This is a genomic window from Streptomyces nanshensis (genome assembly GCF_001751255.1).
GTDB classification, from domain to species: Bacteria; Actinomycetota; Actinomycetes; order Streptomycetales; family Streptomycetaceae; genus Streptomyces; species Streptomyces nanshensis_A.
Genome location: NZ_LJGW01000111.1, coordinates 108,075 through 135,034 on the forward strand (window position 1 = coordinate 108,075; position 26,960 = coordinate 135,034).

Genomic DNA, 26,960 nt, shown 5'->3' on the forward strand with positions numbered 1-26,960 from the left:
CACATTGGCCAGGCCACCTGTCAAGTGGTCTATAGTGGGTTTCTGTGACGGCAGACTCAGAAGGAACCGCATCCATCGACGTGTTCGCCGCCCCCGTGGTGGTCCGCAGCGCCGCGGCGCAGGTGGCCGACAAGATCGTCGCCGCGATCCAGAGCGGCCGGATCAAGCGGCACGAACGGCTGCCGCCCGAGCGTGAGTTGGCCAAACAGTTGCAGGTCAGCCGTCCGACGCTGCGCGAGGCGTTCGCCGCGCTGGAACTGGCGGGCGTGCTCGAATCCCATCAGGGCCGGGGCTCCGTGGTGGTCGCCGCACCGTCGCAGGTCGCGAACTGGGGCATAGAGGTGCTGCCCACCCAGGTCTTCGAGGCACGCCTCGCCATCGAGCCCCACCTCGCCGAACTGGCCGCGGCCAAGCGCTATCCCGAGGACATCGCGCATCTGCGGGAGGCCGGCGCGGACCTCGACGAGGAGTACGAGCGGACGGGCGCGTACCGCAGCGACCTCGCCGTGCACCGCGCCATCGCCCGCGCCGCACGCAACCCCGTACTCGCCGACGCGCTGGAGTCCGCGCTGAAGTACACGGAGTCCTCGCGATGGACCGACCTGCGGGCGCAGGCGCTCGCGGAACCCCGCGCCCGCGAGGGCCACGTCGACGAAGTGCGCCGCGTGATCGAACACATCGCGGCCGGTGAAGGAGTTGAAGCGGCGTCGGTCTGGCGGGCTCATCTGACGTACTACCGCGACGAGATGCTCGACGGTCTGAAGAAGGAGTCGGACCGCAAGCCCGCGGGGACGACCGGATCCGCGTCGTAGGGGCGGGAGTTCACCGATGGCTCGCCTTCCGGATCCACGCGGCGACGGCGGTTCCGCTGTGCCCGGCGTGAACCGGCGACGGCTGCTCACCCGGGCCGTGCCCGCGGCCGCCGCGACGCTGCTGAGTGCCGCGGCATGCTCCCGGGCGGACGAACCCCCGCGCCGGACCGCCCCGTTGGCCGCGCTCGTCTACCGCGGTCCGGCCGCCCTCGACGGATGCCCGGAGGCGGTGGCCTCCCTGCTGCGGCGGGCCCCGCGTCCGTTCACGGTCAAGTACGTCGGCCCCGACGAGGAGTTGCCGCTGACCGCGGACACTCTGGCGGACGCCGACCTGTACGCCCAGCCCGGCGGCAACGACGATGTCGAGGGAACCTGGGAGGAGTTGAGGGGCGCCGCCGGTACGGTCCGCGACTGGATCCATGACGGCGGCCGCTACCTCGGCTTCTGCATGGGCGGCTATCTCGCCGCGGGCGACCCGGGCTTCGATCTGCTGCCGGGCGGCACCGACGCGTACATCTCCTCCCCCGACGCCTCGGTCCACGACGGACGGGACACCGTCGTGGCGGTGACATGGCGCGACAAGCCGCGCCACATGTACTTCCAGGACGGGCCGGCCTTCTTCCTGGACGAGGGCGCCGAGGCGTCCGTACTCGCCACGTACGACAACGGCACGGTGGCCGCCGCCGTCTCTCCGTACGGAAAGGGCCGCGTCGGCGTGGTCGGACCCCACCCGGAGGCCGACGCCTCCTGGTACGCGGACGAGGGGCTGCGCAATCCCGACGGGGTGCGGTTCGACCTCGGCCACGACCTGGTCGATCAGACGGTCCGGGGGCTGTAACGCCCATGTGGTGCACGGGAGTTGGACGAACGGACCGATCCCCCACGCTGCGCAGCCCGACTGACCGGCCCGCGCACGGCGTCCGGCCCGCGGCGGGCGTCATCGGCGGCGTCTGCGGCGGGCCAGGCGGTGGAAGGCCCGCGGGCCGCCGGTCGGCGGGGGCAGGGTGCCCGCGACCGCGTCGGAGAGCAGGGTGCCGACCGTTTCGGAGGCGCAGGCGCGGTTGGCGCCGATGCCTCCTGAGGGGCCGCGTTTGATCCAACCCACCACGTACGTACCGGACGTGCCGGTCACCCGGCCGTTCTCGTGCCGGACCGTGCCGGTCGTCTCGTCGAACGGCAGCCCCGCCTGGGGCACTCCGCGGTAGCCGATCGCCCGCAGTGCCATGCCGGCGGGGATGTCCGACTCGCCGCTGCCGCCGGTGGTGCGCACCGCGCGGACGTGTGCGTCCCCACGTATCTCCACCGGTGCGGAGAGGAAGCGGAAGACGATGCGGCGCCGTCGTCCGGCCGCGCCCGGTGAGACGGACCAGTCGACGGTCTCCCGCGTCACGTCCCGCAGCACCGCCGCCTTGTCCTGGGGCCCGGCGGCGTCGATCGCCGCACCGATGCGCGGATCGTGGTCGTCCACGATCAGGTCCACCTCGGGGAGGTGCTTGAGGGCGAGCAGTTCGGACCGGGTGTAGGCCGCGTGGTCCGGGCCGCGGCGTCCGAGCAGCACCACCTCGCGTACCTTGCTGCGGCGCAGTTCCGCGAGGGCGTGCGGCGCGATTCCGGTATCGGCCAGGGTCTCCGGGTCGGAGACCAGGATGCGGGCGACGTCGAGAGCGACGTTGCCGTTGCCGATCACGACGACGCGTTCCGCCGAGAGGTCGACGGCGTCCGGTGCGACCTCGGGGTGTGCGTTGTACCAGGCGACGACGGTGGTCGCGGCGACGCTGCCCGTCCGCTCCTCGCCCGGGATGCCCAGCCGCCGGTCGGCGGCGGCGCCCACCGCGTAGATCACCGCGTCGTGGTGGGCGGCGAGTTCCTCGGGTGAGACGTCCCCGCCCACGTCGAGGCCGAGGTGCATCTGTACGCGGGGGTGCGTGTGGAAGCGGGCGAAGGTGTCGCCGGCCTTCTTGGTCGCCGGGTGGTCGGGCGCGACTCCGTAGCGGAGCAGACCTCCGGCGAGCGGAAGCCGGTCGACGAGCGTCACGTCGGCCCGGGTGTGCAGCAGCAGATCCTCCGCCGCGTACATGCCCGCCGGTCCGGTGCCGACGATCGCGACCCGCAGCGGCCCGAAGTCCGGCGGCAGGACGCGTTCGAAGGCGGGCGCGCCCCAGTCGTGAAAGTTCGGTCCGGGAACGGCCGTCGGGGACTCCTCCGGCTGCGGCTCCTCCTCGGTCCGCTCGAAGTAGGCCGCGTTGATGTCGGCGTACTCGCGCTGCCCGGCGGTGAGGCTGTCGACGGGGAAGACCGCGTCCACCGGGCAGGCGTCGGCGCAGGCGCCGCAGTCGATGCAGGTCGCCGGGTCGATGTGCAGCATCTCGGTGCTGCCGAAGTCGCGTTCGCCGGGCGTGGGGCGAATGCAGTTGACCGGGCAGACGGACACACACGTGGCGTCGTTGCAGCAGGTCTGGGTGATCGCGTAGGCCATGTCGTCCGCTCGCCTAACGTCGTCGTCAGATCAGGTCGGCGCGCTTGTAGAAGATCAGCGCGGGCTTGGTGAGCAGCCCCACCGACGCCAGGAACTCCATCAGGCCCGAACAGCTCGAGCGCATCATCGACTTGTGGTGCTCGTTGGCCTTCGCCTCGCGGACGGCTCGCTTCTCCTCCAGCCCGGCGTTCGCATAGACCTTCCGGTTCACCATGCTGGTGGTGATGACGTAGGCGGCCACGGCGATCAGTACGGAGTGGATGTGCCGGCGCACCCGTCCGGCGCGGGCGAGGCGCTTGCGCGTCTCGTCGCGGGCGAACTTCATGTGCCGTGATTCCTCGACGACATGGATGTTGTTGATGGTGCGGACGAACGGCACGACCCGCTCGTCGCGCATCCAGTCGCGCTGCATGACGTCGAGGACCTCCTCGGCGACCAGGATCGCGGCGTACGCCGCCTCGCCGAACGCGACGGTCTTGAAGAACCGGCCGAGTTCGACCGCGATCCGGTGCGGGCGGTAGGCCGGGGCCTGAAGCTTCTTGGCGCCGCGGGCGAACATGATCGAGTGGCGGCACTCGTCGGCGATCTCGGTGAGCGCCCACTGAAAGGTGTCGGCGGTCGGGTCCTTGGCGTAGATGTCCCGGAGCACCATCTGCTGGAGGATCATCTCGAACCAGATGCCGGTGCTGGCGACCGACGCGGCCTCCTGCCGGGTCAGCTCCTTGCGCTGTGCGTCGGTCAGTTCGTTCCAGTACGCCGTGCCGTAGAGGGTGCTCCACTCCGGGCTGGCCCCGTGGAAGTCCTTGTCGAGCGGGGTCTCCCAGTCGACTTCGGTGAGCGGGTCGTAGGAGAGCTGTGCCGATGAGTCGAGCAGCCGCCGCGCGACGTCGTCCTCGGGCGTAGGGCTCGTGGTCTCCGGTCGCGAGATGCTGACGTCCATGGTGGGACTCCTCAAGTCGGGTCCGTGAAGTGCCTCATCCCCTGCTGCTATTACTAGCGGTAACAGCATCTTGTTGACAGACCTTATAACAGGAGTCGATGCCTGCCTACCCCCGCGTAACCCACGAGGTCCGGGCGGCCCGCGATCGGCACAGGTCCTGAACACCGCCCACAACTCGACGGCACGAGTGCGGCGTTCGGGGCCGGCGTTCGGGGGCGCCGGTTCGCCGCCCGTCGCGGCCTCGCCCCGTACCGCTCCCGCGGCATCGCCCACACACCCCCGACTCGGCCGACGGACAAGGGAGTTGCACTCGGCACCCGGGGCCCGTTCACCTAGCTTGCTAGGATGCTAGCATCGCGGTCGTGGGTGATGACGACGTCAAACAGTTCAACGTGTATCTGCCGATCGGCCTGATCAAGCAGGTCAAGTACCGCGCCATCGAGTCCGGTACGTCGTTGTCGGCGCTGGTGGCCGAGGCGCTGCGCGCCTACCTCGACGACACCCATGGCAGCGGGCGGCGACCGACCGAGGAGGAGACCTGACATGGCGACCGAGGGCATCGAGGCCGTCTTTCTGACGACCCACAACTGGGGCAGGGCGGCGAAGTTCTTCCAAGCACTGGGCTACGAGCTGGAGTTCGCGACGGACCACAACTCCGGGCAGCTCCGCAACGGCGACGGTCCGTACGTCTTCATCGCCGAGGTCCCCGAGGACCGGGAGCCGCAGACGCGGATCGTGCTGAAGGTGCCCGACGCGGACGCATTCCGCGCCGACCCCTCCGTCGAGGTCGTCACCGACTTCGAGGACACCCACTACGGGACCAGGGAGATGACCGTCCGCGACCCCGACGGACGTGTGTGGAGTCTCCAAGCCCCCGGCGGTAACTGAGAGTTCGGGCCACGACCGGGGACAGCGGGAACCGGGCACAGCGGGAACCGGGCACGACGCGCACCGACCACCACGAGAGGCGGCACCATGGCACAGGAGCAGACCGAGGCCGGGGCACCGGACAGCACCGCCGTACGGACCGCGCTGTGGCGGGCCCTGCACCTGGAGGTCGATCCGCCGCCCCATGTGCTCGCGGACGAGATCGGTCTGCGGCTGGCGGCGCCCGGCGACGGTTGGCGCGACCGCCCGGACATGGATCCGCGGGCCACCAGTGCGTTCCGGGCGGCCATGGTGGCCCGTGCCCGCTTCATCGAGGATCTCGTCGCCGAGCAGGCCGCGTCCGGTGTCACGCAGTACGTGATCCTGGGCGCCGGTCTGGACACCTTCGCCCAGCGCGAGCCCGAACTCGCCGCCCGGCTGCGGATCTTCGAGGTCGACCGGCACGAGCCGCAGCTCTGGAAGCGCCGCCGACTGCTGGAACTCGGCTACGGCCTTCCGGACCGGCTGCACTTGGTGCCCGTCGACTTCGAGGCGGGCGAGGACTGGCTCGACCGGCTGACCGACGCCGGATTCGACCCCGGACAGCCGGCGGTCATCGCCTCCACCGGCGTCACGATGTACCTCACCAAGGAGGCCACCGTCGCCACCCTGCGCCAGACCGCCGGGCTCGCGCCCGGGTCGACGCTCGCGATGACGTTCCTGCTGCCGGCCGAGCTCGTCGACGCCGCCGACCGTCACGGTCTGCGGAGGAGCGAGGAGGGCGCCCGCGCGTCCGGAACGCCGTTCATCAGCTTCTACAGCCCGCAGGAGATGCTGGCGACGGGCCGCGAAGCCGGCTTCGCGGACGTCCGGCACATCTCCGGGGCCGCGCTCGGCGAGCGCTACTTCGCGTCCCGCGCCGACGGCCTCCGCCCCTCGACCGGGGAGGACTTCCTCGTCGCCACCGTCTGAGCGCCGGTCCGACCGCCGACTGAACACCGTACGAGCACCGCCGCACGGCACGGCCGCGCACCCCGCCCTGGTTGCTCTCCGTGAACTCGCGGTCCACCCAGCGTCATGGTGGACTGAGCCCAGTGCCGCCCCGGTGCCGGTCATGGCGGGCGCCGGCCGGGCCCGTCGTATGCCGCCGGTCCGGCACCGAGCACGGCTGGGCGGTCGCAAGGCGTGACGACGAGGATGCGGAGGCGCCGGTGGCGGAGCCGGGAGACGACGAGCGGCGCACCGGGCGGCTTGCGGCCCTGGCGGCGCTGACGCTCGTGCTGATCGTCCCGCCGCTGCTCTCGCAGTTCGACCGGATGGAGAGAGTCTTCGACGTCCCGGTGATCTGGGTCTACCTCTACCTCGTCTGGGCGGTGGTGATCGGCCTGATCGCCGTCATCGGCGGCAGACCGAGGTAGTGCCGTGCTGCTCCAGACCTGGGTGATCGTCGCCGTCTCGGTGGTGTACCTGGGGCTGCTGTTCGCCGTGGCCTTCTTCGCCGACCGGCGGGCCGACGCCGGCCGCAGCATGGTCAACAAGGCCAGCGTCTACGCACTTTCCCTCGCGGTGTACGAGACCGCCTGGGGCTTCTACGGCAACGTCGGCACGGCCGCCAGCAGCGGCGTGGGCTTCCTGTCGGTCTATCTCGGGCCGCTGCTGATGTTCTCGCTGGGCTGGCTGCTGCTGCGCAGGATCATCCGCGTCAGCCGACGGCACCGCATCACCTCGCTCGCCGACTTCGTCTCCGCCCGCTACGGCAAGAGCGCCGCGCTGGGCGGGCTGGTGACGATCATCGCCGTGATCGGGATCGTTCCGTACATCTCGTTGCAGCTCAAGGCGATCTCCAACACCTTCGAGGTCATCCGGCGGCACCCGGACACGACGGGCGCCGCGGATCTCAGTCACGTCCCGCTGTTCCAGGACACCGGGTTCTATGTGGCGCTGCTGCTGGCCGCGTTCACGATCCTCTTCGGTACGCGCCATCTGGACGCCACCGAGCGGCACGAGGGTGTGGTCGCGGCCATCGCGTTCGAGTCCGTGGTCAAGCTCGTGATGTTCCTGTCGGTCGGGGTCTTCGTGACCTTCTGGATCTTCGACGGGTTCGGCGACCTGTTCTCCCAGGCGCACGGCGCCGGTCTCTCGCAGCTTTTCTCGCTGCGGGACCACACCAGTACGGGCACATGGATCTGGCTCAACGTGCTGTCGATGCTGGCGATCGTGCTGCTGCCCCGGCAGTGGCAGATGCTCGTCGTCGAGAACGTCGACGAACGGCACCTCAAGCGGGCGATGTGGCTCTTCCCGCTGTATCTGCTCGCGATCACCTTCTTCGTGCTCCCGATCGCGGCGGGCGGGCTGCTGCTGTTCGGGAAGTCCGTCGACGCCGACACCTATGTACTGACGCTGCCGCTGGCCGAGGGGCCGCAGGCGCTGGCGCTGCTCGTCTTCATCGGCGGCATCAGCGCGGGCACCAGCATGATCATCGTCGAGACGATCGCGCTGAGCACGATGGTCTCCAACTCGCTGGTGATGCCGCTGCTGCTGCGCGGCAAGTCCCGGCTGGCGCAACAGGGCGACCTGTCCGGGCTGGTGCTGGGCATCCGCCGGGTCACCATCGTGCTGATCCTGCTGCTCGGGTACGGCTACTTCCGGCTGGCCGGCGAGGGCCCGGCGCTGGGCTCGATCGGCACGGTGTCCTTCGCCGCAGTGGCGCAGTTCGCGCCGGCGATCCTGGGCGGGCTGTTCTGGAAGGGCGGTACGCGCAGGGGCGTGCTGGTCGGGCTGGTCGGGGGGTTCGCGGTATGGGCGTACACCCTGCTGATGCCGAACTTCGCGGACGCCGGGCTGCTGCCGGTCTCGTTCCTGGACCACGGGCCGCTGGGCATCGAGTGGCTGCGGCCGCAGCAGCTCTTCGGCCTCGGGGGCATGGACCCGATCAGCCATGCGATGTTCTGGAGCGCGCTGCTGAACATCGGCGGGTACGTCGTGGTCTCCCTCGCGGAAAGGCCGAGCGCCGCCGAGGGCGCACAGGCGGTGCAGTTCGTCGACGTCCTCACCGAGCCCGTACGGGAGCGGCGCTGGCAGGTCCGTACGACCGTCGGCGAACTCCGTACGCTGCTGGAGCGCTTCCTCGGCCGGGGCGGCGCCCAGCGTGTGCTGCGCACCTACCCGGAGGGGAAACCCGGTGCGCCGGAGGCCGAGGCGGCGCCCGAACTCGTCCATCACGTGGAGGCGCAGCTCGCCGGCTCGATCGGTGCCGCGTCCGCGCGTCTCGCGGTCGACGCCGTGGCCGGAGAGGAGCACTTCGGCACCGACGAGGTCATGGAGATGATCGGCGAGGCGTCGCAGCGCGTGGAGCTGGTACGGGGGCGGCTGCGGCTGCTCTTCGACGCGACGGGCGGCATCGGCACGACCCTCGATGTGACCCGTACCGCCGAGGAGTTGGCGCAGGTCGCCGTGCCGCGCTTCGCGGACTACGTCACCGTCGAGCTGGCCGAGCCCGTGCTGCGCGGCGACGAGCCGGGAGTCGAACCCGCCGTCGGTTCCGGCGGCAGCACCACGATGCGGCGTACGGCCTTCAGCGGCGTACGCCAGGACCCTCCGCTCTTCCCCCTCGGGGACCGGATCACCTTCGTACCGGCCTCGCCGCCGGCGCGCACCATCGAGAGCGGGCAGGCGGTGCTGGTGCCCCGGCTGGTGCAGTCCCAGGGGTGGCGGGAGGTCGATCCGGAACGGGCCGAGCGCGTCCTGGAGTTCGGGATCCACTCGCTGATCACGGCGCCGCTGATCGCCCGCGGCGTGCTGCTGGGCGTCGTCAACTTCTGGCGCTCGGACAAGCCCGAGCCCTTCGAGGACGACGACCTCTCCCTCGCCGCCGAACTGGCCGCCCGCGCGGCGGTCTCCCTCGACAACGCGCGCCGCTACACCCGTGAGCACGGCATGGCCGTGACCCTCCAGCGGAGCCTGCTGCCCCGTGCCATGCCGGCGCAGAACGCCGTCGAGGTCGCCTCCCGCTATCTGCCCGCGCAGGAGGGCGTGGGCGGTGACTGGTTCGACGTCATTCCGCTGCCCGGCGCCCGTGTCGCGCTGGTCATCGGCGACGTCGTCGGGCACGGGCTGCACGCCGCCGCGACCATGGGGCGGCTGCAGACCGCCGAGCGCAACTTCTCCTCGCTCGACCTTCCGCCGGACGAAATCCTCGGCCACCTCGACGAGTTGGTCACCCGCATCGACCAGGACGCGATCGCGGCGGGCGACGAGACCACCATCACCGGCGCCACCTGCCTGTACGCGGTCTACGACTCCGTCTCCCGTAACTGCTCCATCGCCCGGGCCGGTCACCCCGCGCCCGCGCTCGTCCATCCCGACGGCAGGGTGGAGTTCCTGGAGGTGCCCTCCGGGCTGCCACTGGGCATCGGCGGACTGCCCTTCGAGAGCGCCGAGTTGGAGCTGCCCGAGGGCAGCCGGCTGGTGCTGTTCACCGACGGCCTGGTCGAACGCCGCAACCAGGACATCGACACCGGGCTGCGGATGCTCCGCGAGACCCTGGCGCACGCGGCGCAGTCGCCCGACCAGACCTGCGACGCCGTGCTCGACACGCTTCTGCCGGAGTTGCAGAGCGACGACATCGCGCTGCTCGTCGCACGCACGAAGGTGCTCGACGCGAGCCATGTCGCCGAGTGGGACGTGGAGTCCGACCCCGCCGCCGTACGCCACGTACGCGCCGCCGTCTCCCGGCAGTTGGAGACCTGGGGGCTGGAGGAGCTGGTGGAGACGACGGAGCTGATCCTCAGCGAACTCATCACCAACGCCCTGCGCCACGGCGCGGGCCCCATCAACGTACGGCTGCTGCGCGACCGTTCGCTCATCTGCGAGGTCTCCGACCAGAGCAGCACCTCACCGCATCTGCGGTACGCGGCCACGACGGACGAGGGCGGACGGGGCCTCTTCCTCGTGGCGCAGTTCGCCGAACGGTGGGGTACGCGCTACACGAAGGACGGCAAGGTCATCTGGGCGGAGCAGGCGGCGCCGGAGTTGCCGGGCGGATGAGCCGCCCGTGCACCGGCGGGGAGGACGAGCGCCGAGCGCCGGAGACCCTCCGGTCCACCCCGCTGCTCACCCCTCGGGGTGATGCCCGTGACCTGCGCCCTTGATGTGCTCCGGTGGCGCACCGCGGCGCGCCTCCGCGGGACTCGGGACACACGCCTCAACAGGGCTTCCCACAACAGGACTTCGGGATACGGGACTTCCGTGGCGGTCCGGCCGGTCCCGGACGTACGTACGGAACGAGCGGCATGCCGGGGCCCCGCGGCATACGGTCACCGCCCCGGGGCGCCTCCCGCGACCGCGGGCAGATGGCGGCGGCTGTAGTACGCGGTGATCCCGAGCAAGAGCACGCCGACGGCGGCCAGTCCCACCAGAAGCGCCGGGTAGGGCGCGGCGCCCGCGCTCATGGCGAGGAGCAGGGGCGCGAGGAAACCGCTGTGGGTGGCGCCCTGGTAGACCGAGGAGGCGGTGGGCAACGCGGGCCCGTGCGCGAGCCGTTCGATCTCCTTCAGCCCGGAGGCGAGGGTCAGCCCGTAGCCGGCGCCGAGGACCACGGCGGCGGGCAGCACCAGCAGCGGCGAGTCCAGAGAGACCGCGACGGCGCCGGCCAGCAGCCCGACGACGACGGTGGCCATGGCGACCAGTGTCGAGCGTGCGCTGCCGGCCTGGTCCAGCCAGGTGGCCAGCGGCTGTACGGCGACGCCCACGGCGATCGTCACCCCGACGACCAGACCGCTGAACATCGGTGCGTGGCCGTGTACTTGGTCGATCACCAGCGGCGGCAGCACGACGTACGCCACCGTCGCCGCCGCGAACGCGGCCGGGCTGGCGGGCAGCACCACGAGCACGAACCGGGGGTGGGTCACGATCGTCCAGCGCATGCGCGGGGGACGCGGCGGGGCCGTGCCGTCCTCACGGGAGGCGGCGGTCTCCGGTGCGCGGCGCGTCGCGCAGCACACCAGCAGGACGAGGAGGCTGTGCAACAGGCAGGGCAGCACCATGGGTTGGGGCAGCCACTCCGCGACGCATCCGGCGGCCAGCGCCCCGGAGGCGAAGCCGGCGCCGGTGGCGTACAGGGCACGGCGGTTTCCCGCGTCCTGGCCGCCGGCCTCGGAGATCTCCTCCAGCCAGGTCGCCCCCGCGGACAGGACGATCCCGGCGGCGAACCCGGTGGCCAGCCGGCTCGGATACACCGCGTCCTCGGAGACCGCCGCGGCCGCCAGCAGCGCGCTCGCCGCGGACGAGACCGCCAGCGCACCGCGCACGACGCGCCGTCTGCCGTACCGGTCGGCGATCCGCCCGCCGAGGAGCAGCCCCGGCACGAGCCCCACGAGATACAGGGTGAACATCGTGGCCACCGCGAGGGCGGCCCAGCCCTCCTGCACCCGGTAGACGACGGCGAGCGGAGCGAACTGGCTGGCTCCCCACCCCGCGACGTACAGCGCGGACGCCGCCGGAAGCCAGGTGCGTGCGGCCTGCGAAACGGGCATGCCTGAGCGGCCCTTCCCTTCTGCCGGGTGTGGCCGGGCCGCTCGGCTCTCTCAGCTCGCCGCGGCGGCCACCGGTTCCAGACGGACGACGACGCCCTTGGACGTCGGGGTGTTGCTGATCTCGGCGACGCTGTCGAGGGGCACCAGGACGTTGGTCTCCGGGTAGTAGGAGGCGGCCGAGCCCGGAGCCGTCGGGTAGGACACCACCCGGAAGCCGTCCGCGCGGCGCTCCACCCCGTCGTCCCACACGCTGACGATGTCGACCTGCTGGCCGTCGGCCAGGCCGAGTTCGCTCACGTCGTCCGGGTTGACCATCACGATGCGGCGGGCGTTGTGGATGCCGCGGTAGCGGTCGTTCATCGCGTACGGGACGGTGTTCCACTGGTCGTGCGAGCGCAGGGACTGGAGCACGAGATGGCCTCGGGGCGCGCTGAGCATCGTGAACGCGTTGCGTGTGAAGACGGCCTTGCCGCTCGGGGTCGGGAAGACGTGCCGGTTGACGGGGTTGGGCAGCCGGAATCCGCCGGGCTTCGCGACGCGTGCGTTGAAGTCCTCGAAGCCCGGTACGACGCGGGAGATCCGGTCCCGGACCGTGCCGTAGTCCCTCTCGAACTCCTCCCAGGGGACGGCCGCTTCGGAGCCGAGCGTGCGCCGGGCCAGACGGCACAGGATGGCGACCTCGCTGAGCAGATGCGGCGACGCGGGCTCCAGCCGTCCGCGTGAGGCGTGCACCTCGCTCATCGAGTCCTCGACGGTGTAGAACTGCTCGCCGGTGGCCTGCACGTCGCGGTCGCTGCGGCCCAGGGTGGGCAGGATCAGCGCGGTCTCGCCGCAGGCGGTGTGCGAGCGGTTGAGCTTGGTGGAGATCTGCACGGTCAGCCGACACCGGCGCAGCGCCTCCTCCGTCACGCCGCTGTCCGGGGCGGCGCGTACGAAGTTGCCCGCGACGCCGACGAAGACCTTCGCCTTCCCGTCGCGCATGGCGCGGATGGCGCCGACGGAGTCGAGGCCGTGCTCGGCGGGCGGGGTGAAGCCGAACTCCTTGCCGAGTGCGTCCATGAACCGCTGCGGCATCTGCTCCCAGATGCCCATGGTGCGGTCGCCCTGCACATTGCTGTGCCCGCGCACCGGGCACACTCCCCCGACGGTTCCCCGCGCGCCGTCGGGCGCGCCGATACCGCCGCGCATCAGCAGGAAGTTGACGATCTCCCGGATGGTGGGCACCCCGTGCTTGTGCTGGGTGAGGCCCATCGCCCAGCACACGATGACCTTTTCGCTCTTCAGAACGCGCCGGTGCACCTGCTCGATCTCGTCCCGGGTCAGCCCCGTTGCGGCGAGCACGTCCTCCCAGGGGGTCTTCACGGCCTGTTCGGCGAACTCCTCGAAGCCCGTGGTGCGGGTGCGGATGAACTCGTGGTCGAGCACGGTGCCCGGGGCTTCCTCCTCGGCCTCCAGCAGCAGCCGGTTGAGGGCCTGGAAGAGCGCGAGGTCGCCGCCGGCGCGGATGCGCAGGAACTGGTCGGCGATCTGCGTGCCCCGGCCGATCACCCCGCGGGCCTTCTGCGGGTTCTTGAAACGCATCAGGCCGGCCTCGGGGAGCGGGTTCACCGCGACGATGTGGCCGCCGTTCTGCTTGGTCTCCTCCAGGGCGGAGAGCATGCGGGGATGGTTGGTGCCGGGGTTCTGGCCGACGACGAAGACCAGGTCGGCGTCGTGGATGTCGTCCAGGGACACATTGCCCTTGCCGATTCCCAGTGTCTCCCCCAGCGCGGAACCGCTGGACTCGTGGCACATGTTGGAGCAGTCCGGGAGATTGTTGGTCCCGAAGACGCGGGCGAACAACTGCAGCAGAAAAGCCGCCTCGTTGTTGAGCCTGCCGGAGGTGTAGAAAAGGGCCTCGTCGGGAGAGTCCAGGGAGCGCAGCTCCCGCGCCAGCAGATCGAGGGCCTCGTCCCATTCGATCGGTACGTAGTGCGTCGCCCCGGGGCGTTTGACCATCGGGGACGTCAGCCGCCCTTGCTGGTTGAGCCAGAGATCGGACTTCCCGTCGAGTTCGGCGACCGAGTGCTCGCGGAAGAAGTCCGGGGTGACACGGCGCGTGGTGGCCTCGTCGTTGACGTGCTTCGCGCCGTTCTCGCAGTACTCGTTCATGTGCCGGTGGCCGCCGGGCTCCGGCCAGGCGCACCCCGGGCAGTCGAAGCCCTTGGCCTGGTTGATGTTGAGCAGGGTCAGCGCCGTGCGCCGGACGGAGTTCTCCTCCAGCGAGTACTTGAGGGCGTGGGCCACCGCGGGCACGCCTGCCGCCCAGGTCTTGGGCGGTTCGACGGCCAGGTCTTCGCTCGGATCCTCGATCGTGCCCATGGCCTGACTCAACCTCTTTTCCGTTTGCCCCTTTTGCGTTCACATCGGTGTGTACGCGAAGGACAATTCTTCGGCAGCCGCCGACGCGGGTCAAACAGAAGTGTTCGATGCCCTCATAGACGGCGCCTATGACCATGTGAGCCCCTTCTCTGCGGTTTCGGTACGGGCGGGCGCCGATGCGACGGCCGGAAATGCGGAACCCTCAGTCCGGTGAATTACCGGTGCCGGGACGGGAATTCGAGGAGGGCGGGCCGCCGCTCAGCCGGCGGCCCCCTCCCCGGCGCCGGAGCCGCCTCCGTCTCCGGCCGTCTCCGCGTTCCCTTCATCCTCCGCGTCCTCCGTGAACACGCTGCTGCCGTGCACGTCCTCCGCGGTGATGGTGATGAGGTCCTGCTTGCCCAGCGGACGCCGGAGCGCCACGAGCCTGCGGGCCTGACGCAGCCGGCAGCGTTCGATGGCGTTGCGGACGCTGCGGGCGTTGGAGAAACGCGGCTGCCGCATTCGGCGCGTGAGGTAATCCGAGAACGCCTCACGCGCCCCCTCGTCGAAACGGAAATTCTCCTCGGCGACCATGAGTTCGGCGATCTGCATCAGTTCCCCGTGGTCGTAGTCCTCGAACACGATGTGGTGCGGCACACGGGAACTCAGTCCAGGGTTGGCGGAGAAGAACGCGGCCATCCGGTCCGGATATCCGGCGAACATGACCACGAGGTCGCCGCGTTCGTTCTCCATCTCGGTGAGCAGGATCTCGATGACCTCCTGCCCGTAGTCGCGCTCGTTCTCGGGACGGAAGAGGTAGTACGCCTCGTCGATGAAGAGCACACCGCCCGCGGCGCGGGCCAGCGCCTCCTTCGTCTTGGGCGCGGTGTGCCCGATGAACTGGCCGACCAGGTCGTCACGGGTCACCACATGCACCCGCGGCGCCCTGATGTAGCCCAGCGCGTGCAGGATCGCCGCCATCCGCATCGCGACGGTCGTCTTGCCGGTGCCGGGACCGCCGGTGAAGCTCATGTGCAGCGTCGGCTTGGAGGAGCTGAGCCCGAACTGCCCGCGGGCGCGGTCGACTTGGAGCAGGGAGGCGATCTCACGGACGCGCCGTTTGACCGACGCCAGCCCGACCAGTTCGGCGTCGAGCGCCTCCAGGGTCTCCTCCACCCTGGCCGTTGCCTCGTCCGCCTCCAGGTCGAGTTCCGCGTCGTCGGCGAGCGGCGCCGGCTCCGCCGCCTCGCCGGCGTCGGCGCCCGCTTCGGCCGCCGCCGGACCGTGCTGGCCCGGCGGCGGAAAGCCGAACCCCCTGGGGGTCTCCATCGCCGTCACCCGCCTTCGTAACGTGCCCCGGCGGGCCGGTTCGTGGCGTACGGCCTGACCGCGTAGCGCTGGGTGCGGTCGGAGCCCTCCTGCCGTTCGAGGACGAACCCGGGCTCCTGCGCGGGCCGTTGGACGAGGAAGGACAGGGCGGTCGACTGCCGGCCGAGGCTCGCGTCGTACGCCTGGACGCGCACATAGCGCCCGGGGTGGGTCGCGCGGCACTCGTCGATCTGCGCCAGTACGCCGTCGGGTTCGGCCAGGTCGAACATCGGCAGCCCCCACATCTCCCAGTAGACGTTGCGCGGATGCGGGTCGTCGGTGTGCTCGACGGAGACCGGCCAGCCCTGGGAAAGGGCGTAGGCGACCTGGGCCCCGATCTCCTCGTCGGTGAAGTCGGGCAGATACGAGAACGTCCCGTGGCGGAACTTCATGACGTGCTCCTTCCGTGAAGCGCGCGGGAGAGGTCAGACGGACGGCGACGCGGTCGGGACGAAGTCCGGGGCGTCGGTGGAGGTGTAGTCGAAGTCGACCTCGCCCCAGGTGGCCAGCGCGGCCTCCAGCGGCCGGCAGCCCTTGGCCGCGTCGCGCAGCACGTCCGGGCCCTCGCGCAGCAGATCCCGGCCCTCGTTGCGGGCCTTGACCATGGCCTCCAGCGCGACCCGGTTCGCCTCGGCGCCCGCGGCGATGCCGTACGGGTGGCCGATGGTGCCGCCGCCGAACTGCAGGATGACGTCGTCGGAGAACAGGTCGAGCAGTTGGTGCATCTGCCCGGCGTGGATGCCGCCCGAGGCGACGGGCATGACGCCCGGCAGCGACGCCCAGTCCTGCTCGAAGAAGATCCCGTTCGCCGGGTTGAGGGGCACGTGGTTCTCACGGAGGGTGTCGTAGTAGCCGCGGGTGGTGGCGGGATCGCCCTCCAGCTTCCCGACGACCGTGCCGGCGTGCACATGGTCCACGCCCATCAGCCGGCACCACTTGGCGATCACGCGGAAGCTCACGCCGTGCGTCTTCTGCCGTGTGTACGTGGAGTGCCCGGCGCGGTGCAGATGGAGCAGCACGCCGTTGCGGCGGGCCCAGTTGGCCATCGACTGGATCGCGGTGTAGCCGACGGTCAGGTCGACCATGACGACGACGCTGCCCAACTCCCGGGCGAACTCCGCCCGTTCGTACATCTCCTCCATCGTCCCGGCCGTGACGTTGAAGTAGTGGCCCTTGATCTCGCCGGTCTCGGCCATCGCCCTGTTGACGCCCTCCATGCCGAACAGGAAGCGGTCGCGCCAGCGCATGAACGGCTGGGAGTTGATGTTCTCGTCGTCCTTGGTGAAGTCCAGTCCGCCGCGGCACGCCTCGTAGACGACGCGTCCGTAGTTGCGGGCGGACAGGCCCAGCTTCGGCTTGATCGTCGCGCCGAGCAGCGGACGCCCGTACTTGTTGAGGAACTCCCGTTCCATGACGATGCCGTGGGCCGGTCCCTGGAAGGTCTTGGTGTAGGCGACCGGGATCCGCATGTCCTCCAGGCGCAGCGCCTTCAGCGGCTTGAACCCGAAGACGTTGCCGATGATCGACGAGGTGAGGTTCGCGATCGACCCTTCCTCGAAGAGGTCGATGTCGTAGGCGATGTAGGCGAAGTACTCGCCCGGCCGCCCCGGCACCTCGTCGATCCGGTAGGCCTTGGCCTGGTAGTGCGTGTGCGCGGTGAGCCGGTCGGTCCACACCACCGTCCAGGTCGCGGTGGAGGACTCCCCCGCGACCGCGGCCGCCGCCTCGACCGGCTCGACGCCGTCCTGCGGTGCCACGCGGAAGACGGCCAGCACGTCCGTGTCCTTGGGGACGTAGTCCGGGTTCCAGTAGCCCATCCCCGCGTAGCTCTGCACGCCCGGGTCCCAGCGTTCCTTGGTCTCCGTGCTCTCTTCGCTGATCGTCATCGCCCGTTCCCTTCCGGCCCGTTCGCTGTGGGGAGCGACTCCAGTCTGGGACGCCGACAGCTCAACTACAATTGACAGTTCTCTAGCGACGATTAAGGGGTCGGTTAACCATGGCGAGTGCGGGCGAGCTTCCGGCGGCGGCCACCTGGGGCCGGCTCCAGACCTTTCTGACGGTCTACGAGACGGGCAGCGCGCGAGCCGCCGCCGAGGCCCTGCACGTCACACCGCCCGCGGTCTCCGCGGCCGTCGCGGCCCTGGAGTCCGCACTCGGCACGACGCTGTTCGACAAGCACGGACGGGGCATCGTGCCGACGGACGCCGGTGAGACCTTCGCGTCGTACGTACGGAAGCTGCTCGGGCTGCTGGCCGAGGCGGCCGGTGCCGTGCACGACGCCGACCGCGGGCGGGTGCGGGTCGGCGCCGTCGCGACGGCGAGCGAGTACGTACTGCCGCTGCTGATGGCCTCGTTCGCGGAAGAGCACCCGCAGGTCGAGCTGTCCCTGTCGGTGCTCCCCCGCGACGAACTCTTCGCGCTCGCCGCGGACCACGCCGTGGACGTGGTGCTCGCCGGACGGCCGCCGCGCGGCTCCGGCCTGGTGACCAGGGCGCGGCGCCCGAACCGGCTGATCCTGGTGGGCCGTCCCGGCATGCGCGAGGACCCGGTGACGGCGACCTGGCTGCTGACCGGCCGGGGGTCCGGCACCCGCGACACGGCCCTGTCGCTGCTCACCCGGCTCCAGGCGGCACCGCCCCTGCTCACGCTGGGCACGTCGGGCGCCGCGGTCGCCGCCGCACGGCAGGGACTCGGGGTCACGCTCGTCCACGAGGAGGCGGTGCGCGAGCAGTTGGAGGCGGGCGTCCTCGCGTCCTACGCCGTACCGGGAACGCCGCTCGACCGTCCCTGGCATCTGAGCACGACGCCCGAACCGACCGCCGCGACCCGGCTGTTGCTGCGGCACGTGTGCGATCCGGACGCGGTGGGCGCGGCCGCGTTTCACACCCGGGCTCGCTCACGGGGGTGAGGACGCGGCAGCGGCCGCGGGCGCATGCTGCCCGCCATGACGACTGCATTCACCGACGCGGCCACCCTGGCCGCGACCGCGGACCGTATGACCGGTGGCGGGCGCGGCATCCTCGCGGCGGACGAGTCCGTACGCACGATGTCGGCCCGTATGAAGGCCGAGGGCGTCCCGGCGAGCGAGGCCGCGCGCCGCGACTACCGCGAACTGCTCCTGACCGCCGGCGGACTCGCGGAGTCGGTCAGCGGCATCATCCTCTGCGACGAGACCTTCGGGCAGCGGCTCTCCGACGGGCGCACCTTCCCCGAGGCCGCGCGTGAACTCGGCGTCCTCCCCGGCATCAAGGTCGACACCGGCACGACGCCGCTCCCCGGGCACGACCGCGCGCTCGTTACCGAGGGGCTCGACGGGCTCGGGGCACGGCTCGCCTCGTACGCCGAGCGCGGCGCCGCGTTCGCCAAGTGGCGGGCGGTCTTCGGTGTGCGCTCGGCCGACACGTACACCGCGCGCGCCAACGGCCATACGCTCGCGCGGTACGCCGCGCTCTGCCAGCAGCACGGGATCGTCCCCATCGTCGAGCCGGAGGTGCTGTGCGACGGCGACCACGGTCTGCCCGCGTGCGCGGAGACGACGCACCGGGTGCTCGGCCGGCTCTTCGAGGAACTCGACCTGGCGGGCGTCGAGTTGACGGGGATCGTGCTCAAGCCGAACTTCGTGACGCCGGGACTCGCCGCGCCCGCGGTCGCGCCGTCCGCCGTCGCCGCCGCGACCTTCGAGGTGCTCGACGGCACGGTCCCGCCGGCCGTGCCGGGGATCGCGTTCCTCTCCGGAGGCCATCGGACCGTCGACGCCTGCGCGTTCCTCCGGGAGCTGAGCGCCGTGCCCGGACGTCCCTGGCAGGTCACCTTCTCCTTCGGGCGGGCGCTGGTCAGCGACGCGCTGCACCTGTGGGCCGGGGACGCCGCCAACGCCCCGCGCGCGCAGGAGGCGCTGCTGCGCAACTGCCGGGAGGCGGCCGAGGCGACCCGTTAGGGCGTGTTCCGCGAAGTCCCGTCCGGTGCGCGGGCCCTCGGCGGAGCGGCTGCCAAGTCCCCGGCTCAGAGCGGCAGTTCGACCAGCAGCGTCGTACCGCGGCCCGGTGCGGACTCCAGCCGCAGCGACGCCTCGACGATGGCGCAGCGCTCGGCGATCGAGCTGAGCCCGAAGTGCTGGCCTCCGTCGGCGCCGGTCACCCGTGCCGTACGGCGCTCCGCGGGGTCGAAGCCCTTGCCGTCGTCGGCGCAGCCGAGCACCACCGAGTCGCCGACCCGGCGCAGCGACAGCACGATACGGGCGGCCTCCGCGTGCTTGACCGCGTTGGCCAGGGCCTCCTGGGCGATCCGGTAGAGGGCGGCCGCCGCGTGGTCGGGGATGTCCTCGACGGACGCGGCGGGGTCGACGACGAGGTCGACGGCGGGACCTCCGGCCCGGCCGGCCGTCTGCACGAGCGACTCCAGCGCCGCGACCAGGCCAAGGTCGTCGAGGACCAGGCTGTGCAGTCCCGAAATCGCCGCCCTGGTCTGGTTGTAGGCCATGTCCGCCAGCTCCCGCGCGCTGACCAGCTCCGCCCGCGCGTGCTCCAGCTTCCGTACGCGTGCCGCCGCGTCCGCCTCGTCCCGCGAGGCGAGTTCGGAGACGGTCAGATCCGCGGCGGAGAGGTGGAAGGACATGGACGCCAGCGCGGTGGTCACCCCGTCGTGCAGATCGAAGGCGATCCGGCGCCGCTCGGCCTCCTGCGCGTGGATCGCCTGCTTCATCAGCCGGTCCCGTTCGGTGCGGTGCTGGTTGACCGCCCGCCAGAGCTGCTCCGCGTGCAGATGGAGCCCCAGCAGCGGTACGTAGGACTGCGCGGTCTCCAGATCGGCCGGGCCGAAGGGACGGCGCGGGCTGCGGTGGACCGCCAGCACTCCGACGACCCGGTCCTCCAGGCCCGTCAGCGGGAGGCACATCCGGGCGACGGTCTCCTGCGGTTCCAGGCGCAGGAGTTGGCGGTGCAGCGCGTTGCGCGGCGAGTCGGCCTCGATGAGGATCGGCTTGCGGGTGCGGGCCACCAGGCCGGTGACGCCGAAGCCGACCTGGAGCCTGAGCGAGCCCGCCGCGGCGTTCGCGGGCCAGATGTCGGCGATGCCGAGGTCCTGGCCGTCGATGGCGTAGAGCAGTGCGCCGTCGGCGTCGAGGACGCGGGCCAGTCCGGCCGCGCTGGGGACGGCCTCGTCCACGGCGCTCAGTGGAAGAGCCCCTCGCGCAGCGCGACGGCGATGGCGCCGCTGCGGTCGGAGACCCCCAACTTGCGGTAGAGGCCGCGGACATGGGTCTTCACGGTGTCCTCGCTCACCACGAGCCTGCCCGCGACGGCCTTGTTCGAGTGGCCGGAGACCAGCAGCTCCAGCACCTCCGACTCCCGCTGGGTGAGGCCGAGATGGGCGCCGGACCAGAACTCCCCCGCGCTGAGACGGGCGGCCGACAGCGCGACCCGGCCGGCGAGGGCGTGGTCGACCACGGTCTCGCCCTCGCGGGCGCGGCGCAGATGCCCGACGAGTTCCTGCCCGTCGATGCGCTTGAGGATGTAGCCGGACGCCCCGACGCGCAGCGCCTGGTAGAGGTAGTGCTCGTCGTCGTACACGGTGAGCAGGACGACCTTCGTGCCCGGGTACTGCGCCGTGATCTGCCGGCACAGGTCCAGGCCGCTCTCCTTCCCGATCCGTACGTCGCACAGGACGAGGTCGGGACTGTGCTCGGAGACCTGGGTGAGCGCGCCCGCGGCGGTGGTCGCCTGCCCGACGATCCGGACCTCCTCGGGGAAGTGGCCGAGCATGGCGTCGAGACCGTGCAGGACCATCTCGTGGTCGTCGACGAGCACGAGGCGTATCGGGGTCGCGGGCGAGGCCGGCATGCCGTCCAGCGTACGGAGGGCTCCGGCGCTGTACAGACGCCCGAGGGGATCTCACCCGCCGCCCCACCTCCGCGGGTGAGGGCGCGGCGGGCGCCCAGGGGGTCCGATGGACCGACACCCTCAGAGAGGCCACCGGAAAGGCCATGGCGATGACCGACTCCCCTCCCGCGCCGCCGCTCGTCGTGCCGTCGGTGCTGCCCGCCGACTTCTCCCGACTCGGGGACGAGGTACGGGAGTTGTGCGAGGCGGGCGCCGACCGGATCCAGTGGGACGTGATGGACGGCGTCTTCGTCCCCGATCTGACCTTCGGGCCCGACGTCGTCGCGGCGGCACGAGAGCACAGCACGGTCGGGTTCGAGGCCCATCTGATGGTCGCCGACCCGGACGCGCTGCTGGAGCGTTACGTCGAGGCGGGCTGCGAACTGGTCATCGTGCACGCCGAGGCGTGCACGCATCTGCACCGCACCCTCGCCCGCATCCGCGGTCTGGGAGCGCGCAGCGGCGTCGCGCTGAACCCGCACACCCCCGCCGACACCGTCGCGCACGTCCTCGACGAGACCGACCTCGTCCTCGCGATGACGGTGAACCCGGGGTTCGGCGGCCAGTCCTACATCCCGGCGGTGGAGCCGAAGATCGCCACGCTGCGCAGGATGATCGCGGAGTCCGGCAGGCCCGTCGAACTCGAAGTCGACGGCGGCATCACCGACCGCACCATCCGCGCCGCGTCCGCCGCCGGTGCCGGGGTCTTCATCTCGGGCTCGTGGATGTACGCCTACCCGGACGGCAAGAAGGCCGCCGTCGAGAGGCTGCGTACGGCGGCGGCCGAGTCCGCACCACACGGAGTTCAGGGAGGGGCCCGCCGATGACCGACACCCTGCGCGAACCGTCCGCGACGAGCGCCGAGACCGACCGGCTGGCCGTCGACACGCTGCGCTTCCTCGCCGCCGACATGGTGCAGGCCGCGGGCTCGGGCCATCCGGGCATGCCGATGGGCGCCGCCCCGATGGCCTGGACGCTGTGGAGCCGGCATCTGCGGCAGGACCCGGCCGCGCCCGACTGGCCGGACCGGGACCGCTTCGTGCTCTCGGCGGGCCACGGCTCGGCACTGCTGTACGGGCTGCTGCACCTCTTCGGGCACGACCTTCCGGAGGCCGAGCTGCGGTGCTTTCGCAAGCTGGGCTCCCGTACGCCCGGGCACCCCGAGTTCGGGCACACGCCGGGTGTCGAGTGCACCACCGGGCCGCTGGGCCAGGGGCTGGCGATGGCGGTCGGCATGGCACTGGCCGAGCGGATGGCGCACGCGCGGTATCCCGAGGTCACCGGGCACCGCACCTACGCCGTCGTCGGCGACGGCTGTCTGATGGAGGGCGTCAGCCACGAGGCGGCGTCGCTCGCGGGGCATCTCGGGCTCGGCAGGCTGGTCGTGCTGTGGGACGACAACGGGATCACGATCGACGGCGGCGTCGCGCGCGCGTGCGGCGACGACCAGCTCGCCCGCTTCGCCGCGTACGGATGGCACACCGAGGCGGTGCCCGACGGCGGCGACATCGAGGCGGTCGACGAGGCGGTCCTCCGCGCGAAGGCCGATCCGCGGCCCAGCTTCATCGCCGTGCGTACCGTGATCGGCGACGGCGCACCGGGCGTCGAGGGCACGGCGAAGGCGCACGGCTCGCCGCTGGGCGAGGAGGTGCTGGCCGAGGCCAAGCGGCGCGCGGGCTGGGACCGTCCGCCCTTCGCGGTGCCGGAGCCGGTGCGGCGCACATGTGCCGCGCTGGCGGCCGACGGGGCGCGGGAGCACGGCAGTTGGCGCGAGAGGTTCGCCGCCTTCGAGGCCGCGGCGCCGGAGCGGGCGGCGCGGTTCCGGCGTACGTACGAGCGGCTGCTGCCGGAGGGGCTGGGCGAGGTCCTGGCGGGGACCGTCGGGGAGGCGCCGCGAGCGACCCGGCAGGCGTCGCAGGCGTGTCTCGACGCGCTGGCTCCCGTGCTGCCCGAACTGGTGGGCGGCTCCGCCGATCTCGCCGGGTCGACCGGCACGGCGTACGGCGACCTGGTGACGCGGGACGACTACGCGCACCGCGCGATCGCCTTCGGCGTCCGGGAGTTCGGGATGGCGGCGGTCCTCAACGGCATGAGTCTGCACGGCGGTTTCCGCGTCTTCGGCAGTACGTTCCTGGTCTTCGCGGACTATCTGCGGCCCGCGCTGCGGCTGTCCGCGCTGATGGGCCAGCCCGTCGTCTACGTCTTCACACACGACTCCGTCGCCGTCGGCGAGGACGGTCCCACGCACCAGCCCGTCGGGCACATCGAGTCGCTGCGGCTGATACCCGGGCTTCAGGTGCTGCGCCCGGCGGACGACCGCGAGACCGCGGAGGCGTGGCGGCTGGCGCTCCAACGCACCGACGGGCCGACCGCGTTGGTGCTCTCCCGGCAGGCGGTGCCGCAGCTCGCGCCGCCGCCGCGGGCGCCCGCGCGGCAGGAGGAGGACGGCGAGGCGGTGTCGGTATCGGTATCGGCGTCGGCGTCGGCATCGGCATCGGCATCGGTGGAGCTCGTCGCCACCGGCTCGGAGGTGGCGCTCGCCGAGGCCGTCGCCGAGGCGCTGCACGGCGAGGCGTACGGCGTCCGCGTCGTCTCGGCCATGGACCGCTCCCGCTACACCCCGGACCCGTCCGCGGTCACGGTCAGCATCGAGGCGGGAAGCTCCGCCGGCTGGAGGGGGCTCGTCGATCTCGCCGTCGGCATCGACGAGTTCGGCAGCAGCGGCCCGGGGGACGAGGTGCTGGCCCACCACGGCTTCACCGTCGACGCCGTACTCGACCGCGTCCGCGCACATCTGAACCGGTGAGCGCCCCCGGAGCGGCGAGCGGGCTCGAAGCGGTCGTCTTCGACGTCGACGGCACGCTCGTCGACAGCGAACGCGACGGTCACCGCGTCGCGTTCAACACGGCGTTCGAGGAGGCCGGACTGCCCGACCGCTGGGACGTCACGACGTACGGCGAGCTGATCCGCGTCCCGGGCGGCGAACGCCGGCTGGCGCTGTGGTTCGAGAGCAACGGACGGCCGCCGGAGGAGTCCCGCGGTCTCGCGGCGCGGCTGCACCGGCGGAAGACGGCGATCATGCGCGGTCTCATCGCGGAGGGACGCCTTCAGCCGCGGCCCGGCGTACGGCGGTTGCTCGACGAGCTGACCGCGCACGGCATACCACTGCACGTCGCCACGACGGGTACGCGCGCGTGGGTCGAGCCGCTGCTGACCGGGCTCTTCGGCGACCGGTTCGAGACCGTCGTCACCGGGACCGAGGTCCGCGACCTCAAGCCCGACCCGGCCGTGTACGAGCAGGTGCTGAGGCTGACCGGCTGCCGTCCCGGACAGGCCGTCGCCGTCGAGGACTCCGGCAACGGCGTACGGGCGGCGGTCGCCGCCGGGATGCCCTGCGTCGCCGTACGCAACCCGTACACGCGCGAGGACGATCTGTCCGGAGCGGCGCTCGTCACCGACGGCTTCCACGACCCCGCGCTCGCCGACTGGTTCCGCCGGCGGCGCGCGGCCCGTCGCCGGTGAGCCGGCGGCGTCCGGTCTCAACGTGCCGCGCGGGCACGGCTGTCGGGACCGGACGCCGCTGCCCGGTGGCCCCGGCGGGCCCTATCGCCGGGCCTGCCGGGTCTTGTCGCGCCGCTCCAGGAGCCGCCACAGCATCGGCGTGAAGATGAGCTGCATCGCGAGGTCCATCTTCCCGCCCGGGCACACGATGGTGTTCGGGCGCGACATGAAGGAGTCGTGGAGCATCGAGAGCAGATACGGGAAGTCGATGCCGCGCGGATCGGCGAAGCGGATGACGAGCATCGACTCGTCCGGCGTCGGGATCGTACGGGCGATGAACGGGTTGGAGGTGTCGACCACCGGCACCCGCTGGAAGTTCACATGCGTACGGGAGAACTGCGGGCTCATGTAGTGCACGTAGTCGTGCATCCGGCGCAGGATCGTCTCCGTCACGGCCTCCGTCGAGTAGCCGCGCTTCGCCTTGTCGCGCTGGATCTTCTGTATCCATTCGAGGTTGATCACGGGCACGACGCCGATCAGCAGGTCCGCGTGCCGGGCGACGTCGGCCTCGCTGGTGACGACGGCGCCGTGCAGCCCCTCGTAGAAGAGCAGGTCGGTGCCCTCCGGGAGATCGTCCCAGGGCGTGAAGGTGCCCGGTTCCTGCCCGTACGGCGCCGCCTCCTCCTCGTTGTGGAGGTACTTGCGCACGCGTCCGGTGCCGCTCTCCCCGTACTGGCGGAAGAGCGCCTCGAGTTCGCCGAAGAGGTTCGCCTCGGGCCCGAAGTGGCTGAAGGTGTGCACTCCTTCGGTGACCTTCTTCGCCATCTCGTCCTTCATGCCCGTGCGGTCGTAGCGGTGGAAGCTGTCGCCCTCGATGAAGGCGGCGTCGACCTGCTCGCGGCGGAAGATCTGCTCGAAGGTGCGCATCACGGAGGTGGTGCCCGCACCGGAGGACCCGGTGATGGCGACGACGGGGTGCCTGGCCGACATGGCGTCCTCCTTCAGGCGGTGCGGAAAAGGCCGCGCAGGCCGTAGAGCGGGTTCCAACTCTCCGCCTCCTCGGCGGAGTCGGGGTCGGAGCCGGAGCCAGGGTCGTCGGTCTGCTCGGCGTGGTAGCGGATGATCCGCTCGACCTCCTCGCGGCTGCCGAAGATGAACCCGATCCGCTGGTGCAGTCCGTCCGGACGGACGTCGAGGACGCGTTCCCGTCCCGTCGTCGCGAGCCCTCCGGCCTGCTCGACGAGGAAGCCGACGGGGTTCGCCTCGTACAGCAGCCGCAGCCGTCCCTCCTTCTCGGGGTCCTTGGAGTCGCGCGGATACATGAAGACGCCGCCGCGGGTGAGGATCCGGTGCGCCTCGGCCACCAGCGACGCGACCCAGCGCATGTTGAAGTCCTTCTCGCGGGGCCCGGACACGCCCTGGAGGCACTCGTCGATGTAGCGCTTGACGGCCGGCTCCCAGAAGCGGCGGTTGGAGGTGTTGACGGCGTACTCCGCGGTCTCCGGCGGCAGCCGGATGTCCTGCCGGGTCAGGAAGAACTCGCCGAGGTCCGGGTCGAGGGTGAAGGCGTGCACGCCGGTTCCGACGGTGAGCACCAGCACCGTCGAGGGCCCGTAGATCGCGTATCCGGCGGCGACCTGCTCGGTGCCCGGCCGCAAGAAGTCCTCGGGCCGGGCGTCCTCGCCGGGCACGGCCGCGCGCAGGATCGAGAAGATGCTGCCCACCGAGACGTTGACGTCGATGTTGGACGAGCCGTCCAGCGGGTCGAAGGTGAGCAGATACTTGCCGCGCGGATACTCCGGCGGGATGCGGAACGGTTCCTCCAGCTCCTCCGAGGCCATGCCTGCGAGTTCGCCGCCCCACTCGTTGGCGCGCAGGAAGACCTCGTTGGCCATCACGTCGAGCTTCTGCTGCTGCTCGCCCTGTACGTTGACGGCTCCCGCGCTGCCGATGATCCCGGCGAGCGCGCCCGAGGCGATCTGCCGTGAGATCGCCTTGCACGCCATCGCGACGTCCAGAATCAGCGAGTTGAGCTCACCGCTGGCCTCCGGATGCCGCCGCCGCTCCTCGATGAGGAACCTCGTCAGCGTCGAGCGCTCGGTCACCATCTGATCCCTCCTCGCCGCACGTCCGAGAACTCCCAGCACACCAGCGGCACGGGGCGGCGGCCTCCTCCCCAGGGGTGACCGGAGGGGTGGTCGGGGGGCGGGCGGCGGTGCGCGGGAGGCCGCGGTGCGCGGGAGGCCG

The 26,960-nt window shown here is 71.4% G+C and carries 22 protein-coding genes and 1 pseudogene; 12 read left to right on the forward strand and 11 right to left on the reverse strand.

What is annotated here, in order from left to right; genetic code table 11:
- The first annotated feature begins 44 nt into the window (after positions 1-44).
- The gene (locus AN218_RS06545; RefSeq protein ID WP_070015701.1) at positions 45-812 is read left to right on the forward strand and encodes a FadR/GntR family transcriptional regulator; all 768 of its coding nucleotides are present in this window, start codon (positions 45-47) and stop codon (positions 810-812) included.
- A gap of 16 nt (positions 813-828) precedes the next feature.
- Positions 829-1,650, forward strand: coding sequence for a BPL-N domain-containing protein (locus AN218_RS06550; protein WP_079131884.1), 822 nt, complete (start codon positions 829-831; stop codon positions 1,648-1,650).
- Positions 1,651-1,749: 99 nt separating this feature from the next.
- On the opposite strand, the gene AN218_RS06555 is transcribed toward AN218_RS06550, so the two are convergent.
- Both AN218_RS06555 and AN218_RS06560 read right to left on the reverse strand, forming a co-directional pair.
- Positions 1,750-3,288: an FAD-dependent oxidoreductase gene (locus AN218_RS06555; RefSeq protein ID WP_070015705.1), complete on the reverse strand. Its 1,539-nt coding sequence runs from the start codon at positions 3,286-3,288 to the stop codon at positions 1,750-1,752.
- Positions 3,289-3,313: 25 nt separating this feature from the next.
- Positions 3,314-4,228 (reverse strand): AurF N-oxygenase family protein, encoded by a 915-nt coding sequence (locus tag AN218_RS06560; protein WP_070015707.1) that lies wholly within the window; start codon positions 4,226-4,228, stop codon positions 3,314-3,316.
- 362 nt (positions 4,229-4,590) lie between these two features.
- Between AN218_RS06560 and AN218_RS06565 the strand changes: the two genes are divergently transcribed.
- The 5 genes and pseudogenes from AN218_RS06565 to AN218_RS06585 form a co-directional block, all read left to right on the forward strand.
- Entirely contained in the window at positions 4,591-4,770 is a 180-nt protein-coding gene (locus AN218_RS06565; RefSeq protein WP_070015709.1) for a ribbon-helix-helix protein, CopG family, read from the forward strand.
- A 1-nt stretch (position 4,771) separates the two neighbouring features.
- The gene (locus AN218_RS06570) at positions 4,772-5,116 is read left to right on the forward strand and encodes a VOC family protein (protein ID WP_070015711.1); all 345 of its coding nucleotides are present in this window, start codon (positions 4,772-4,774) and stop codon (positions 5,114-5,116) included.
- 87 nt (positions 5,117-5,203) lie between these two features.
- Positions 5,204-6,067: a class I SAM-dependent methyltransferase gene (locus AN218_RS06575; RefSeq protein ID WP_070015713.1), complete on the forward strand. Its 864-nt coding sequence runs from the start codon at positions 5,204-5,206 to the stop codon at positions 6,065-6,067.
- 239 nt (positions 6,068-6,306) lie between these two features.
- Positions 6,307-6,513 (forward strand): hypothetical protein, encoded by a 207-nt coding sequence (locus tag AN218_RS06580; RefSeq protein WP_070015716.1) that lies wholly within the window; start codon positions 6,307-6,309, stop codon positions 6,511-6,513.
- Between the two features lie 1,921 nt (positions 6,514-8,434).
- Positions 8,435-10,141: pseudogene (locus tag AN218_RS06585) on the forward strand (ATP-binding SpoIIE family protein phosphatase); the annotation flags it as partial.
- 269 nt (positions 10,142-10,410) lie between these two features.
- Here AN218_RS06585 and AN218_RS06590 read toward each other — a convergent pair.
- The 5 genes from AN218_RS06590 to AN218_RS06610 form a co-directional block, all read right to left on the reverse strand.
- On the reverse strand, positions 10,411-11,628 hold the full coding sequence (locus AN218_RS06590) for an MFS transporter (RefSeq protein WP_070015724.1): 1,218 nt from the start codon (positions 11,626-11,628) through the stop codon (positions 10,411-10,413).
- A gap of 51 nt (positions 11,629-11,679) precedes the next feature.
- Positions 11,680-13,989: an FdhF/YdeP family oxidoreductase gene (locus tag AN218_RS06595; RefSeq protein WP_070015726.1), complete on the reverse strand. Its 2,310-nt coding sequence runs from the start codon at positions 13,987-13,989 to the stop codon at positions 11,680-11,682.
- A gap of 258 nt (positions 13,990-14,247) precedes the next feature.
- On the reverse strand, positions 14,248-15,297 hold the full coding sequence (locus tag AN218_RS06600; protein WP_079131890.1) for an AAA family ATPase: 1,050 nt from the start codon (positions 15,295-15,297) through the stop codon (positions 14,248-14,250).
- 5 nt (positions 15,298-15,302) lie between these two features.
- Positions 15,303-15,728 carry a ribulose bisphosphate carboxylase small subunit gene (locus tag AN218_RS06605; RefSeq protein ID WP_070015729.1) on the reverse strand — a complete coding sequence of 142 codons (426 nt, stop codon included), beginning with the start codon at positions 15,726-15,728 and terminating at the stop codon, positions 15,303-15,305.
- Positions 15,729-15,761: 33 nt separating this feature from the next.
- Positions 15,762-17,222: a ribulose-bisphosphate carboxylase large subunit gene (locus AN218_RS06610; RefSeq protein WP_070015731.1), complete on the reverse strand. Its 1,461-nt coding sequence runs from the start codon at positions 17,220-17,222 to the stop codon at positions 15,762-15,764.
- A 110-nt stretch (positions 17,223-17,332) separates the two neighbouring features.
- Here AN218_RS06610 and AN218_RS06615 point away from each other — a divergent pair, with 110 nt between their 5' ends.
- Both AN218_RS06615 and AN218_RS06620 read left to right on the forward strand, forming a co-directional pair.
- Positions 17,333-18,244 carry a LysR family transcriptional regulator gene (locus tag AN218_RS06615; RefSeq protein ID WP_070015733.1) on the forward strand — a complete coding sequence of 304 codons (912 nt, stop codon included), beginning with the start codon at positions 17,333-17,335 and terminating at the stop codon, positions 18,242-18,244.
- Positions 18,245-18,280: 36 nt separating this feature from the next.
- Positions 18,281-19,273: a class I fructose-bisphosphate aldolase gene (locus AN218_RS06620; protein WP_079131891.1), complete on the forward strand. Its 993-nt coding sequence runs from the start codon at positions 18,281-18,283 to the stop codon at positions 19,271-19,273.
- Between the two features lie 65 nt (positions 19,274-19,338).
- Here AN218_RS06620 and AN218_RS06625 read toward each other — a convergent pair whose 3' ends face one another.
- Together AN218_RS06625 and AN218_RS06630 are read right to left on the reverse strand one after the other, a co-directional pair.
- Positions 19,339-20,499 (reverse strand): GAF domain-containing sensor histidine kinase, encoded by a 1,161-nt coding sequence (locus AN218_RS06625; RefSeq protein WP_107421372.1) that lies wholly within the window; start codon positions 20,497-20,499, stop codon positions 19,339-19,341.
- A gap of 5 nt (positions 20,500-20,504) precedes the next feature.
- Positions 20,505-21,173 (reverse strand): response regulator, encoded by a 669-nt coding sequence (locus tag AN218_RS06630; protein WP_070015737.1) that lies wholly within the window; start codon positions 21,171-21,173, stop codon positions 20,505-20,507.
- A 149-nt stretch (positions 21,174-21,322) separates the two neighbouring features.
- Between AN218_RS06630 and rpe the strand changes: the two genes are divergently transcribed.
- From rpe to AN218_RS06645, 3 genes are read left to right on the forward strand one after another with little or no spacing between them, the layout of a single operon-like run.
- Positions 21,323-22,039, forward strand: a complete 717-nt coding sequence (gene rpe / locus AN218_RS06635; RefSeq protein WP_070015816.1) for a ribulose-phosphate 3-epimerase — start codon at positions 21,323-21,325, stop codon at positions 22,037-22,039.
- Positions 22,036-24,018: a transketolase gene (gene tkt / locus AN218_RS06640; RefSeq protein ID WP_070015740.1), complete on the forward strand. Its 1,983-nt coding sequence runs from the start codon at positions 22,036-22,038 to the stop codon at positions 24,016-24,018. The genes rpe and tkt overlap by 4 nt, the downstream gene beginning before the upstream one ends.
- Positions 24,015-24,734: an HAD family hydrolase gene (locus tag AN218_RS06645; protein ID WP_070015743.1), complete on the forward strand. Its 720-nt coding sequence runs from the start codon at positions 24,015-24,017 to the stop codon at positions 24,732-24,734. The genes tkt and AN218_RS06645 overlap by 4 nt, the downstream gene beginning before the upstream one ends.
- Positions 24,735-24,815: 81 nt before the next feature.
- On the opposite strand, the gene AN218_RS06650 is transcribed toward AN218_RS06645, so the two are convergent.
- Positions 24,816-25,703 carry a phosphoribulokinase gene (locus AN218_RS06650; RefSeq protein WP_070015748.1) on the reverse strand — a complete coding sequence of 296 codons (888 nt, stop codon included), beginning with the start codon at positions 25,701-25,703 and terminating at the stop codon, positions 24,816-24,818.
- Positions 25,704-25,714: 11 nt separating this feature from the next.
- Positions 25,715-26,821 carry a class 1 fructose-bisphosphatase gene (locus tag AN218_RS06655; protein ID WP_070015750.1) on the reverse strand — a complete coding sequence of 369 codons (1,107 nt, stop codon included), beginning with the start codon at positions 26,819-26,821 and terminating at the stop codon, positions 25,715-25,717.
- Positions 26,822-26,960 lie beyond the last annotated feature (139 nt).